Origin of the sequence: Microcoleus sp. PH2017_12_PCY_D_A (genome assembly GCF_020738565.1) — a bacterium.
GTDB lineage: Bacteria > Cyanobacteriota > Cyanobacteriia > Cyanobacteriales > Microcoleaceae > Microcoleus.
This window is the reverse complement of the sequence record NZ_JAEQCI010000135.1, coordinates 1-13,937: the sequence shown is the minus strand read 5'-3', so window position 1 is coordinate 13,937 and position 13,937 is coordinate 1. Positions and strand designations below refer to the sequence as shown.

14 protein-coding genes and 1 pseudogene are annotated in these 13,937 nt (G+C 45.4%); 5 read left to right on the top strand and 10 right to left on the bottom strand.

The window, feature by feature from the left end:
* Positions 1-269 precede the first annotated feature (269 nt).
* The 7 genes and pseudogenes from scpB to JGK39_RS28700 all read right to left on the bottom strand — a co-directional run bounded on the left by scpB (position 270) and on the right by JGK39_RS28700 (position 7,836).
* Complete coding sequence (scpB, locus tag JGK39_RS28730) at positions 270-785, bottom strand: SMC-Scp complex subunit ScpB (RefSeq protein ID WP_293260653.1); 516 nt, start codon at positions 783-785, stop codon at positions 270-272.
* Positions 786-879: 94 nt separating this feature from the next.
* Complete coding sequence (locus JGK39_RS28725; RefSeq protein WP_293260651.1) at positions 880-1,731, bottom strand: ABC transporter ATP-binding protein; 852 nt, start codon at positions 1,729-1,731, stop codon at positions 880-882.
* Positions 1,732-2,201: 470 nt separating this feature from the next.
* The gene (locus tag JGK39_RS28720; RefSeq protein WP_293260649.1) at positions 2,202-2,876 is read right to left on the bottom strand and encodes a hypothetical protein; all 675 of its coding nucleotides are present in this window, start codon (positions 2,874-2,876) and stop codon (positions 2,202-2,204) included.
* 64 nt (positions 2,877-2,940) lie between these two features.
* Entirely contained in the window at positions 2,941-3,192 is a 252-nt protein-coding gene (locus JGK39_RS28715; protein ID WP_293260647.1) for a TIGR02450 family Trp-rich protein, read from the bottom strand.
* 2,340 nt (positions 3,193-5,532) lie between these two features.
* The gene (locus JGK39_RS28710; protein ID WP_293260645.1) at positions 5,533-7,365 is read right to left on the bottom strand and encodes a caspase family protein; all 1,833 of its coding nucleotides are present in this window, start codon (positions 7,363-7,365) and stop codon (positions 5,533-5,535) included.
* Positions 7,366-7,470: 105 nt separating this feature from the next.
* Positions 7,471-7,593 (bottom strand): annotated as a pseudogene (locus tag JGK39_RS28705) (hypothetical protein); the annotation flags it as partial.
* Between the two features lie 114 nt (positions 7,594-7,707).
* Positions 7,708-7,836 (bottom strand): hypothetical protein, encoded by a 129-nt coding sequence (locus JGK39_RS28700; protein ID WP_293298347.1) that lies wholly within the window; start codon positions 7,834-7,836, stop codon positions 7,708-7,710.
* Between the two features lie 273 nt (positions 7,837-8,109).
* Here JGK39_RS28700 and JGK39_RS28695 point away from each other — a divergent pair, with 273 nt between their 5' ends.
* From JGK39_RS28695 to JGK39_RS28675, 5 genes are all read left to right on the top strand, one after another.
* A complete protein-coding gene (locus tag JGK39_RS28695) occupies positions 8,110-8,811 on the top strand; it encodes a V4R domain-containing protein (RefSeq protein WP_293298344.1) in 702 nt (233 codons plus the stop codon).
* A gap of 99 nt (positions 8,812-8,910) precedes the next feature.
* On the top strand, positions 8,911-9,177 hold the full coding sequence (locus JGK39_RS28690) for a hypothetical protein (protein WP_293185469.1): 267 nt from the start codon (positions 8,911-8,913) through the stop codon (positions 9,175-9,177).
* A 172-nt stretch (positions 9,178-9,349) separates the two neighbouring features.
* The gene (locus tag JGK39_RS28685; RefSeq protein WP_293260639.1) at positions 9,350-9,808 is read left to right on the top strand and encodes a phycobilisome protein; all 459 of its coding nucleotides are present in this window, start codon (positions 9,350-9,352) and stop codon (positions 9,806-9,808) included.
* A 209-nt stretch (positions 9,809-10,017) separates the two neighbouring features.
* The gene (locus JGK39_RS28680) at positions 10,018-10,680 is read left to right on the top strand and encodes a V4R domain-containing protein (RefSeq protein WP_293260637.1); all 663 of its coding nucleotides are present in this window, start codon (positions 10,018-10,020) and stop codon (positions 10,678-10,680) included.
* 690 nt (positions 10,681-11,370) lie between these two features.
* The gene (locus JGK39_RS28675; RefSeq protein ID WP_293298341.1) at positions 11,371-12,552 is read left to right on the top strand and encodes a pentapeptide repeat-containing protein; all 1,182 of its coding nucleotides are present in this window, start codon (positions 11,371-11,373) and stop codon (positions 12,550-12,552) included.
* Between the two features lie 100 nt (positions 12,553-12,652).
* Here JGK39_RS28675 and JGK39_RS28670 read toward each other — a convergent pair whose 3' ends face one another.
* From JGK39_RS28670 to JGK39_RS28660, 3 genes are all read right to left on the bottom strand, one after another.
* The gene (locus JGK39_RS28670; protein ID WP_293260633.1) at positions 12,653-13,123 is read right to left on the bottom strand and encodes a phycobilisome protein; all 471 of its coding nucleotides are present in this window, start codon (positions 13,121-13,123) and stop codon (positions 12,653-12,655) included.
* 107 nt (positions 13,124-13,230) lie between these two features.
* Positions 13,231-13,713, bottom strand: coding sequence for a 2Fe-2S iron-sulfur cluster-binding protein (locus JGK39_RS28665; protein WP_293260631.1), 483 nt, complete (start codon positions 13,711-13,713; stop codon positions 13,231-13,233).
* Positions 13,714-13,747: 34 nt separating this feature from the next.
* Positions 13,748-13,937, bottom strand: a 190-nt coding sequence (locus JGK39_RS28660) for a zinc ribbon domain-containing protein (RefSeq protein ID WP_293305620.1), incomplete at its 5' end; no start/stop codon positions are given.

Here is a 13,937-nt window from a genome sequence, read left to right as displayed (position 1 = left end):
TTCCTTTTTTCTTGCCGTTTTTACGGATATGGGTTGATTTACATTCTGGACATTGCATAAATTATTCCTCCTATTCATACTATAACTCAGCAACGCCGAAATAGATTGCCTGGGTCGAATATCTTGACGGGGACTGGTAACAGTCTAGTTAAGAGTCTACGAAGCAGGAAAAAAGGTGAAGAGGCGGGTTTCAAACCGGCCTCGTAACATCTTTTAAGAGCTACCCGTGCATTTATGCCGGGGAATACGTCACGTCACGTCAATTCAAACTACTCGTCATTGCTTGGGTACAAATTTGCCTGAAAGTCAAGTTGTAATTGTTTGGGTAATTGGTCTACTTGAAAATACCGGTGAAATTTTTCGGTAACTTGTAGCCAGTACGATCGCCCCTCCGTTGGCTTCCGTTTCCGCACGAAACCCATTTCTACCAGTTCCTGCACTTGTTGGTAAGCCCCCGAACCCCGCAAATTCACTAAATCTGGCTGCGCGATGCCACCTTTGAGGGCGATCGCCGCCAGCGTCCGCAAAGCCCCAACACCTAATTCTGGGGGTATTAAAGTTTGCATTAAACTGGCAAACTCGTCTCTCAGTTGCAGGCTGTATCCCGTCGGAGTTTCGACGACTTCTAGGGCACTGTCGCGGCGGGATGAGTCAGACATGAGCTCGATAATCGCGTCTTCGGCGGACGATCGATCGCACTTGGCAATCTCGGCAATTTCTACAAGCGACACCGGCTGACCTTTTAGATAAAGTATGGCTTCTATTGTTGTGGCTAAACGAGTCATTGGGGAATTTGTAATTAGAAATAGAGACGTTGAGTGTTGAATTGAGAAGGATGGAGTTATCTAGGAGAACCGGAAAAAAGCAATTAGACATTAATCAATCTAACTGTCTGCCAGTCAGTTCTACAAAAATATCCTCTAAATTAGAAGGACGAACCATCATACCAGTCTTATCCTCTTTCGCATCCAGATAAAAATTCGCTTCTTCCAAAGTCGGGAAAAACTTGTATTCCCAGCGATCGCCAATTTGCTTCACCACCAAGCCTTGACCGTGTTCCTGTCGCAGTTCGGCCAACGTTCCCAATTGAATCAACTTACCGCCGTCCATAATCCCGATGCGATCGCACAAATACTCTACCTCATCCATATAATGCGTCGTCAACAGCATAGTCATCCCCTGCTTGTTCAAATCTAGAATAATTTCCCACAACCTGCGTCGCGTTTGCGGGTCTAACCCTACAGTCGGTTCGTCCAAAAATAAGATTTCCGGTTCGTGCAAAAGCGATCGGGCAATTTGCAACCTCCGCTTCATTCCACCGGACAAATTTTTGACTAAATCATCCCGTCTTTGAGCTAATTCTACATATCCCAACCACTGTTTAATCAACTGTTGCCGTTTCGGGTTGGGGATGTGGTGCATCCGCCCGTGAAACTCCATATTTTCCCATACAGAAAGCTCATTATCAACGCTAGTTTGTTGCAGCACAACGCCGATCGACTGTTTAACTTGCAAGCTTTGACGCATCACGTCATATCCAGCTACCTGAATTTGACCGCTGCTGGGTTTAGTCAGCGTAGTCAGCATCCGAATAGTCGTCGATTTGCCGGCACCGTTGGGGCCCAGGAGACCGAACATTTCTCCGGCTTCAATCGCGAACGAAAGGTCATTGACAACGGGGATTTTGTTGTAGATTTTGCAGGCATTTTGCAAGGAAACAGCGGCAGTCATAGGTATTTTGGTGTCAATTATTGCGATCGATCTCTTGCTTCTGGGCGAGATTTGGCCTGGTCAATTAACCATAATACTTGTGGCGGGTTCACTAACAATCTCTGATTCACATCCACAATATCTATCAACCTGCCCCAACCAAACGACAAAATTTGATGGCGGGCAATTCCACAGACATGATATCATCTCTGGATGCAGCAACAAGTGCGATCGACTAAAATCTCTCATCTACAGTCATCGGTACAACTAGCAGAAAAGCTCGGTTTGTCTGCTAGTTGTGCGCGAGTTTTGTTAGTATAACTAATCTGAGAGTCATCCGCAGTTAGAAAACTGATTTTTTTACCATAAATAATTGGTTGAAACCCTCTCCGGGAGCGGGATAAGTTAAAACAATACGATTCATGACTTCAATCCTCTTCTTTCTAGGTAAAGTGTCAACTGTCAACTGAACGAACGCTTGCAGTACCAGCTTATTGCGGTTGAGTTAACTCAGGTTTCAGTTCCACGATGCGCTTGTCAAGTTGGCGCGCGACTTCGCTAATAGTCACAGCCGGTTTGTGACCGTCGAGATACATCATTATCAGATAATTTCCTATTTTTCCCCGTCGAAATACCGCGATTTCGACATTCATAGTTACACCTCGTATTTTTCCTTTATTTGTCCACCCACGCGATACATCACCAATTTTTTCTTCTAAGCTTAAAGCAGTAAGAGTAGTAAACTGAACTTCCTTGTCTGCACTACTATTTAAACCTTTGGAGAACTCTTCTGCAAAAATATTTGCACCCATTTCTCCATCAAATTGAGTTCGATCGATTGCGTTGGTTAGATCTTTTGTAAATCCTATGATTAGTTGAAACTGCCGATCGTCGCTCTTGTTATAAGCAAATACGCTTGCTGGTTTTAAGCTTTGGAGACCGCTGACCAGTTTTTGGATCGTCGCAGGTGGCATCTCTCTAAAACCTGCGGGCAAATCTTGTAACCTCAGAACTAAGCCGGATAAGTCTGCTGCGGGAGTTGGAATATCCGCAGATAGAGTATTGGGAAGAGAGCGAATTGGAATTGCGATCGACTTGGAGACAACTGCACCGCCCAATCCAGCACTAATTAGCAAACACACCAAGAACACAAGTTTTTTTTTCATTACTTCACCCTATTTCGATTACCATGACTAATCTCTACCTCACTCTACCCCAAAGCGCTATATCTTACTCTACCGCTTCTAATTCCTCTAATTCTTGTGTAGACTGCCATCCAGCTTCCCAGAGCGATCGGTCTTTGAGCTGTTTGGCGTTCAGCCAGAAACGGACATTTGGATCGCAAGCCGCCACCATTTCCGCAAATACCCATTGACCTTCGTTTTTTCTGTTGACTACTTGAAAGTGCCGCCACCCCCAAGTTTTTTGATGAGAAGTCCATCGGGAACCAACTAAATAAGGAAATTTTTGTTTTTTCGGCACAGTATTTTTGTTGACAAATATATGAGGACGCAAGTTAATGGTAATAACTTTTTCTGTTGGATGATATTAATATCATAAATAAAAATTGTTCCCTACTTCAAGCCGTGCACCGGATCTCCTCCCTCAGAACGTTCCACATCTCCAACAGTTACCGTCGGGCCCGACTCCCGCTATCGACCCCGACAAAAATTTCAGATTGTTGGTTGGCCTTCTGCAAATGCTGCACCGCGTGAAATTCATACCTATCCCAGTTGCTCGGTATTTAATAGAGGAGAACTCCAAACTCTGTCTGCAAGTAGATGCGTTTATTGTAAGTTGCACGAGTTTCGTCTCGGGACTCAAAAATAAAGGCAGTCTCGCGACTGCCTGTGTAATTAGTTATACCTATTCGATAGGGTTGATTTTTCAGCCGATCGACAAATAGCAAATTTATCCAGCACGAACTCAATCTTGAATCTCAAATCTAAAAGCAAATAACCCAGGTTATAGTTGTGGACAATAATCCGTTCTGCGAAACTTACTCAAATCTACTTTTCGAGCAGGTTTGACGTTCGCGAACTGTGTCTGCCAAAGCGGTGGGCCGCTTCCGATCCGCAGGCATTTTTTCGGGCCCAACTGTCCCTACAAACATTTTTTCAATCTCGATCGTGTCTCATTGACCCTGTAGGGCTCAACAAAAAAGCACTTTTAGACAAGATTGACTAATTTATGCGATTCTGTCGCTGCCCCTTAATTACTTCCGTGTGAAGGCTTGTGGCCCGATAAATCCATAGGAAGCTGGGGCAGCCGGAGCCGCACCGCATTTGTTTGCAGCCAGAGAGTGATGGCGTGCTTCCGCTGTGGAGTCACGTACTCTCCGGGTCTGATCACGCCAGCACAGACGCCGATGTTTTTTATAAGGGTTTCTCGCTCCGATGAACTTGCACCCTGTAGCAACCTGACTTGGGCTTTGATAAAATCCACGTTCATAGCAGAAAGTAAAAGTAACTAAAGAACTCAGTTAAATAGCGATGCTTTGGTTCCAATTGTAACTCATAAAACCACTTGGTACGAATCCAATTGATTCAAGATCCCCAGGATGGGGATCGGGGCCTCTAGAGCTAGCCAACTTTATTTACTTTATCTGTTTTTGCTAGCAAAAGTGTCACCATGCTAGCAGTTTTCACAGAATTATTCATAGTTAAGAACTGTTACAAATTTTGCTAGCCTCCTACAATAATGCAGAGTTTAGTGCTAGTGCTACTTTCCGGGACTCAAAAAATTCAGCATAATCTCCAGATCCTTGCCTTCTGAGGTTTTAGCCTCCCCCATAGGGAAGGGATCGATCGCCGAACATTCCTCTTGCATCGCCCCTCTTAACACCCAGACAGTACCACCTCACCCTATTGATTTAGATCCCCGCATATGCTTCGCTGTGAACTATAACTTTAGGCATACGTATTGTTACGGTGGCTACCATACGCGAGCAAGTTTTGATTCTTGTTTATTGATGATATATTTTTTAGCTATTATTCCAAACCCATGATTTGTGTTAATTAAGGCAGCTTTGTGATGTCGGTGCCAACGAAGACTCGCAACTTCCCACTCGACATTTTGCTCTCTGTGACGGTGAATTTGTTTTCTGAATTCATTGGAGACGATCGCACGCCGGCGACAATTGCGAGTTACGGCTCATTTTGTATAATTTATAACAGAGCGATTAATCCTAATAATTTTAAAATAGCACAATTTTCAATAGTTTTTCATCTGTAACTCGCTCTTAACAGTCAAAAAGATGGGTAAAACAAATCAAGACGACAATAGCCGCACCTTCAAAATTGAAAGTGCCGATATGACCTTCGCAGTGGGCGGGAAATAGCAGTTATATATAACCGAATTTGCGAGTTGCTAAACTTTTGATTAAGTATAAAATCAAGAGCCTAGTACAAGCAATTCATACCAAAATAAAAACATTTAATTTGAGATGTAAACTTACTTATTGAGGAGTTTGGTATCAAGCATTTTTTTGAGAAAAAACATCGCTACAGCCATCCGGGCGGTAAAAAAACCTGGTTTTTTATTCTGAAGAGGCTGTTTGTCGAGGTTTTGGACGTACAGGAGCAATATCAATTAACGCGCATCTAGGATATGTTTCACTTTCCAAACACCTATCGATCCGATAGCATATAAAAACCCCTCTCGCTGTCTCTGCGGAGGGGAAATAATCTCTAATATTCTTGTTTAAGACGAGCGATGTGTCGGTGTCTTTTTCCAGTGTCAAGATGTAGGGATTGCTAGACTTATCTCAGCCACCTAGCTAAGATATTTTCCCGGCGGTAAACCGGGAAAATATTCACTAAATCAACCTTTTTTCTGGCGTTCCAGCTTAGTTTTCCAATTGGCGATCGCCTTTTGAGCCGGCTGATAACTCTTGGTACCCGACGGCACCAGCGAAGCAGCTTCAACTGCCTCTTTCAACTTTCCTTGAGAGGCACGCAACTGAGCAATTTTAAGAATAGCTCCGCTCCACTCTCCAATCAACTGCTGAGCTTCTTCATGCTTTGGCTGACCGGGCCCAATTTTATTCGCTTGCTGGATGCCTTTACTGTAGGAAGAGGCAGCCCCCCGCTTGATTTGACTCGCAGCGGCCGATAGCAAAGCAGCATTGACATTTTGCTCTTTGGATAGCTCCTCCCACTGAGCGATCGCCTGTTTCGACTGATTGTAAACCGCCTGATTCACATCAGGCATCAATTTAGCCGCACCGATCGCCCCAGAGAAATTGCCCCTAGCAGCTCGCCCGTTAGCAATATCCAAAATCGTCAAACTCCAGCGCTCAATATCCTGCTGAGCCTGCGGGTAGAGCGGATCGCTAGGCCCAATCGTTCGAGCCTTAACCACTGCTTTATTAAAACTAGAAGCCGAACCATCCTTGAGGAAAGTTTTCGCCTCAGCCCACACCTGTTGGCTCGACGGAGGCTGCTTGGTTCCACTCCCTGCTTGCACCGCGCGCGGTTGGTTCTGCGCCACTCCACCACCAGCAGATTTTTGAGGCCCGGGGTTTTGGACATTCTCCGCAGGCGATCGAGAATCTCCTTCCTGCTGACCGATAAAAATCGATTTGTTCGTCAGAAAAACACCCAACAGCAGCACCAAAGCCGTAGCTCCACTCCACAAAATTAGCTGCTGTAAAAATGACTTGTCAGACCCCCCGTTATCCCTATCCTCGGGCTGTTGCGAGTTCGGTCGATCGCCCCCCCCACCGGACGGCCGGACAGCATTCGGATGCTCGACTGACCGCATCTGGACCTGCGTATCGTGAGTGTTGCGAGTTGCCTCGGGTACCTCCATTTGAGCAGTAGCCGCAGCCATTTGCGGGCGATCGATCCCATCAGCCACACCAACCGCCATATTGCCGTTGCGTCCGGCCAACGCAGCACTCGGCACCCCAGCAGTATCAGGCAAAATCACCAAATGAGCCTTTCCAGGAGGATTCACCACCATCAAAGGTTCTTGTTTGGGACGCAAATGGTGGTCGCACAGCTCCGGCAGCCGATCGCTCAAGAAACGGTCTAAACCCTTAAGCGTCATGCACTGTCCCGATCGCAGCCCCTCTAAAAGCGCCGTCGTAAAAAATCCTTGACGCAGAGCAGAAGTTTCGCGCGAAACTTGATTGGGGCGGCAAGAAAGCACCGTCGGGATTTCCAGTTCCCGGGCCAGCTCAGCCGTTTGAGTGCCGATCGTTTCCCCCGCCTTCACTGTCTGGCTGCGGTTCATATCCACCAGCACCAACACCGTTTCCGTAGGAGCATTTTTCAGAGTATTCAACAGCAACTCTACCGGAATCCCCGTACCCTGAATGTCAGCCGGATTGCCATCAACCGGCATCAAATAATCTTTGCCTTCATAGCTAACACCGTAGCCGCTAAAAAAACACCACAGTAAATCACCGTGTTGTAGATGTTCCGCGCAGAGGCTTTCGGTCAATTTCAGAATATTTTCCCGATTCGGATACGTAGATTGACCCCACAGCGACGGCGAGCTATCCGTCATCAACAGACATCCATCCGGCGCAAAACCAGCCTCCTCAGTCAAAAAACCGTAAAGTGCCTCTGCATCCTCTTGTGCATAACTCAAAGGCTGGAGTAACTGATATTGATTGATGCCTATTGCAATACAAGCGTGATGTTTCATCCCATATGCCCTATATATATAGTGGACAGATACATTTAACCCAGTAGAGGCTGGCAATCAGCCTCTACTGTGTATGGCGCGATGTGGTAAGATGCAATCTCACGACTACGCGGAGGTATCTCTCAAAGCCTGTAACAAAATGTTAAAGGCGCCATTTATGTCACGACCAATTGCGTGACCGCATTCAGGGGCAACAAATTGTTTGTTACCTGGTAATTTTGTGTGGCTCTGTCCACACTTTCAACAGCTTTTAGATCTACTATATTCTTCCATTACGTCTACTACAATACATCCACGTTTAGATGCTTGATGCTTCAACGTTTGAAAGAAACGGTATGCAGCTCATGCTACCATCGCTCCTGCTGTTTTGGTAGCCAACCGACCTTCCGGTGCTTTAGCATCTCGGTAGAGCGACTTTCGCTTAGTCCGCTTACCTCGATCGTTCTTCTTTCTGTTTGTGGCTGCTGACACCTCGGCGAACCAGGGTTGGATTCGATGGTCAAGCTTGCACAAAACGATAACACATCGCCGTTTAACGTTAAAACGACTTTCGCCTCCTTAGTCAGATAAGTAGTTGTCCGAAGGCAGAACTGAAGTATCTGATACTCCTACTATATTGCAGTCAAAAATTATACCCTCTGCCTGCATTCAGAAAAATGACGTTAAATTGAATACACAGGTCAATTTATTTGTTCTATGTGAACTAATTTTCAGCAAACTATACCAAACAGGAGTAACGCGCCAATGGTCTTTACCGTGCCAAAAGAAATATCCACCCACAGCGAATCGCTATTGAAGCAAAAGCATCCTAAAAGTCACAACCATTATAGGTTTCAGGATTTTTTTGCCTTCGATCGCCAGTTTGGTACAATTAACGACTGGAATGAGTCCCGCAACATTTTTACCAGCGAAGACTTCATCATCGGTTTAGTGGAGGGACTCGAAGAAGAAGTAGGCCCGGCGTCCTCCGTCATCATGTATACTATTGGTTGCCAGTGGGGGCTGCAAGATTCCGAATTTTTTCAAAAATGGTTTAGCGCCGAATTCAGCCAGAACATTCGCCAGTCGAATCTGATGTTCCTGCTAGAAACTTGGTGGTGGCCTTTCACTGCTCAAGGTTGGGGTCGCTGGGAAGTAGACATGAGCGATCGCAAACATGGCTGCATCTTCATCAACCTCTTTGACTCAGCAGTTGCTCGCACTTTGGGCGACGTAGGCAAACCAGTTTGTCACCTATACGCAGGTTTGTTTGCCGGTTTCTTCGGAGCTCTAGTCAAAAAGCCACTCAGTTGCATAGAACTCCAATGTTACTCAATGGGAGAAACCTATTGTAAATTCCTCCTCGGCAACCCAGACAAAATTGATGCAGCAGCATTTTGGCTCAACGAAGGTGCCAACGCCCGCGATATTCAAAATCGACTGCAACACGGTGAAATATTGCGGTAAACAACCTGGAAAGGCACATCCCCTGCCCTGCCTTTCCTTCCACCAACTTCGCGATCGCAAATAGCGACCAATGGTGGGCCTCTCCAGGCAGAAAGAAAGATGAAAAGTCAAACTTCATGGTTGGGTAAGTCTGTCCAAGACTTCTTTGGTCACTATAATTGGCTGGGACAACCTTTAGAAACCCAAAATGGCTCGACTTCTGGTCAAGCGCTGAGTTTAACGCGATCGGTAGCAGACTTTTTTCAAGCTATTTCTTGGGAAGGAATTCCCGAAGTAGGCGCCCTACCCCTACCGCCACCCTTGCCAGCAATTTCTATTTCTGAACCTGCCGAAGTCACCATTGACGATCTATTCGACCTCTTTTAATCTGCGTGGGGAATTGGAAATGGCCAATAGTTAATATTGGTTAGTTGTTATTTGTTATTGGTGGTAATTACGAAAACTATTACCAACTGCCAACTGCCAACTGTCAACTGTCAACTGTCAACTGTCAACTGACTTCCTTTTATCAATTACCGATTACCACTTAATTAAAATCATGCACCCTGAGATAGAGACCCTGCTGGATCAGGCAGAAACCCGCTTTCTAAAAGGCGAAGAACTCATAGCTTTTAAGCGTCAAGCTGCAATCCTCGCCCAGCGCTTAAAAATTTACGAATTTTTGCGAGAGAAGGAAGCAAGCATCTTCCAACCAATAGCCAACAAGCTACAAGAAAAATTCCCCGACGAAAAAGAAGAAAACTTAGAACGATCGCTCAAACACTGGGTTTTAGTCTTGCGGTACTGCGCCATGGCCATGCTGCTGAACGATCGAGATTTTCTCGAACAGCGACTCCTCGACTGGGTTTCCGGTATAGTCGAAGCCCACCAAACTCAAAAAATCGAAGCAACTGTGTGCAATCTGTTGCAAACTCGTTTAAAAGAACTGCTTTCCGAGCAAGCAAGAGCCTTGTTGCAACCATTTTTAGACCAAGCAAAATCAATGATTGCTGGCTAAGAAAATAAAGAATAGGCAACAGGTAATACCTCGTAAAAAAATGTAATTTAGGAAGTATAAATGATGAGTTGTAAGTAATAAATTTCATTTTAAACTTAATCCTCATAACTCCTTCTTTACAAACAACCAATTGCCAATTTCCAATTTTCTAGAGCCATAAAAAATTACCTCTTTCGTCTTCCTTACAACGTCCCAATTGCCGATTACCGATGATTAATATTGCCGACTTGCTCAAACAGCCCCGCCTCCCTGGAAACTACTTTGCCAGCGATGCCTACGTCCGAGGCGACCTCGAACTAGGCCTGCTCGAAAACCGCCGGGGCGATCGGCTCATAGCCCTCCCAGAAACACTGATTCAAGCCATTCATATCGGCCTAGAACAAGAAACAGGTCAAGCCGCCCGCCTCGTGCTTTTCAACTGCGGTCGTTGGTGGGGGAAAAACTTCTACGTGCGTTTTTGCGAAGAAGTCAGCGAATACTACGGCCAGCCAGTTTCCGAAATGGAAATGGTAGAATTTCTTCAGTCCTTGCAACAGTGCTGGAAAACTCACGGATGGGGAAAATTTGAATTTGACCCCAGCTATTCCGAACAGGGATTTTTAATAGTAAAGATTGGTAACTCTCTTTTTGCTAAAACAGCTCCCAAGTCGAAGCGGCCGGCCTGTTATTTAGAAGCAGGCATCTTAAGTTCCTTCTTTAGTCAGCTTACAGGTCGAGAACTCCACTGCCTGCAAACCTCCTGCGAATCCTTGGGTTCGGACTGCAACCGCTTTATTTTAGGGTTGCGCGATCGCCTCCAACCAGCAGATTCTATGGTCGAAGAAGGACAAGCTCACGAAGCTATTATCAGTCAGCTTTGCCAGAAAAACTGACTTGTGTGACAGCTATTAGTTTATTCTCAATAGCTATCAGCTAGGTGATTGGGCGGCTATTTTATCCCCCCGACGATCGAACATTACAGACAGTTAAATTATCAAAAATCTACCGAGTAAAAAAATCGTTTTAGCTGTTTCCAAAAAAATTGACGATAACTCAATAAGCTTGGGTTAGCTAAGCGTGTAATTGCTCTCCCCGCTCCCGAAGCGATCGATATTTTATGAAAGCAATCGCCAAGACTTTCTTGGGTTCTCAAGTAACAGCAGGTGCGGGCATAAAAATTACCTTTTTAACCCAAGCTTAAGTAGTTAGACAAGATTAATTAGACTATGAGTTCTCGCAAAGGTTCCAAAATAGTAATTTCCGAGCATTTTTTGTGTAATTAATTGTGTCAGGTTACTTATTGGACTATAACTCCCACCTAGATAATTCATGACTTACGTTAGAACAATACTCCAGACATAATTTTTGCTTAGTTTAATGCTCAAAGTCCTATCAGAACAACTGCTGGATATCGATATTTTTAACATCAAGGGTGGAACCTAAGGAGATCAAAAAACACAATTCTTGAAATTAACGCCAAAAAAAAGTTACAAAACAGTTCAAAAAAATGTCAGTATTATTAGAAACTCATAAGATTTAAAAGCAATCACAACCTCAAACTTTAAACTTTTTTCTCAAACTTAATGGACGCCAATGAACTTCTAAATCGATATGCAGCCGGCGAAAGAGATTTTAGACAAGCCAACTTGCGCGGCATAGTGTTGAGTCCGATCGATTTATACCGTTCCAGCGATGCCCCAACTCTACGTTTGGACAATCTTAACGAACACCAGCACAGACCCTACTTAATCGGTGCCAACCTCAGTCAAGCCGACCTCACCAAAGCCCATCTGAGCCGAGCCAACCTCAGCAAAGCCGACCTCAGCGGAGCCAATCTCACCGGCGCGAACCTCATGGCAGCAAGTCTCAGCGGAGCCAATCTCACCGACGCCAATCTCACCGACGCCAATCTCACCGACGCCAACCTAGCCGGAGCTCACCTGAATTGGGCAAACCTGACAGGAGCAATTCTCCCCAAGGCAAATCTCATAGGTGCAGATATGAGTGCCGCCAACCTCACCAAAGCGGTTCTGAGCGAAGCAAATCTCAGTAAAGCCTATCTGATTAAAGCCAATCTCAACGGGGCAGACTTGAAAAATGCAGACTTGACTCTAGCAAGTCTCAAAGAAGCAGACTTGAGCGAAGCGCAGCTCACCGCAGCCGAATTGTCCAAAGCCAACCTAGCCGGAGCCAACTTAACCCGTGCTGAACTCAGCAAAGCCAACTTGTTGAAAGCTAACCTCAGGCGAACTAACCTCACTCAAGCCTATTTAAACAGCGCGTGTTTGAGCGAATCAGACCTCAGCGAATCTTGCTTGGATAGAGCCAATTTGTGCAAAGCAGACCTCAGCAAAACCTACCTGAGAAAGATTACTTTGAATGGCTGCCACTTAAGCGGTATCAACCTCAGCGGGGCCGATTTGGGCGGTGTAGACTTGAGCCGCAAACTTTTAACCGGAATTAATATGGCAGAGGCATTGTTAAACGAAGCCAATTTCAGCGGTGCTTATTTGATGGAAGCTAACTTGAGTGGAGCCAACCTCAGCAAAGCCAACTTGAGCGGGGCATACTTGATCAATGCCAACCTTTCTAATTCTTGCCTGCGTGAAATTGACTTGAGCAAAGCTAACCTCAGTAAAGCCAATTTGCGGAAAGCTGACTTGAGTGGAGCAAACCTCCGCGGAGCAATTCTCAGTGAGGCGGATTTGGGGGGAGTGAACTTGCTTGGAGCCATTCTTCCTAACGGCAAAATCTATCGCGGTTAATGCGATACCAGTCCGCTAAAAGAATACAACTGTTGCCCCTTGCTGCAAGCATTTATGTAATAAGTAATTCCCGATCGCAAACGGTATGGCATTCCCTTGATTATTTGCCGAGTAAAGTTCGGTTGATGTCGAGAATCGGAAAAAATAAGCTGACTTCTTCAGCACTGAGATATTGTTTGATTACCTTTTTCATGACATCATAGGTGACTGCTGAACTATTTCGAGCTTGAAAAGCGCCTAAAATAGTTTGGAACCAAAGCAGCAGCCGATCGCGCAACCGTTCAGTATCATTAATCAACAGTGCAGCCGCCGAATGCCTCAACACCCGCACAGCATCTAAGCGCCACTTTGCCGTCAGATCTTGAGAACCCCGGCGAAATAAACTCGGGTCTAGAGATTGGATTTGTGCTTCCACTTGCCGAATAATTTCTTTCTCAGAGGCTTGAAGTTTTTTATAAGCACTCATCCGGTGATTCAAAGACTGAAAGTAGTCTTTCAAAAATACGAGTTCTTCAGCGGTGGCGTAGCGTCCATCTGCTTCCGTACTCAAACGCGCAAGTTGGCTCAACATAATATGACTTTTTTCTTTTGGGCAACAATCTGTGTAAATCCAACATATCAAGTTTTAACTGAATTGGCGCTCCCATTCCCATCTGCAATTACATTAGCGTTGGTAGTTTAAGCTTCTTTAGTCCGAACTAAATACTGTCCTACTTGGAATCGGGTTTCATTAAGCTGTGTAACGATCGAACGAGTAATCAACTTTCCCGATTCCACAACTACTTGACCCGTAATTGGGTGTAACAAATCTTGCTGAGCCCGGCGGCCGATCAGAGCTTCCACATTTTCAATAGCATTAATGTACATCCCCGCAGGTATCTGTACAACGACACCCTCGCCCATAATTTGAGCCTGACAAGCAAGTCGCGAATTGGAGGACGCTGTAGTAATGACCTCCAGCGTCCTCCTCTCGCGGCGGTTTATGTCTGACAAGCCTTCCATGCCCTCTTTAATGTAAACGTGGCAGGTAGCGCACATTCCTCGCCCCCCGCATTCCTTAAGAACGTCTAAGTCTTTGGAAAGTAAGGCAGCGAGGATATTCGATCGGGTTTCCACTGCCATTTCCTCGGCAATTGGATCTAGTTTAATAATTTTAACCATATTGATTTTTCATCCTTTGACATACTCACCGCCCTTAAAGGGCGGTGATTCTTGACACTTCATCAACTGACGCTACCGGAGTAGTCTTACTCTGTCTCTGTGCCCGGTTATAGTCGTGGCAATGTCCTATCCCGACTTTATTTATATTTCTCGCTGCGTTGAAATCTCTGTCTTGTTCGGTGCCGCAATTGAGGCACAGCACCGAACGAATAGAGAGGTCTAAT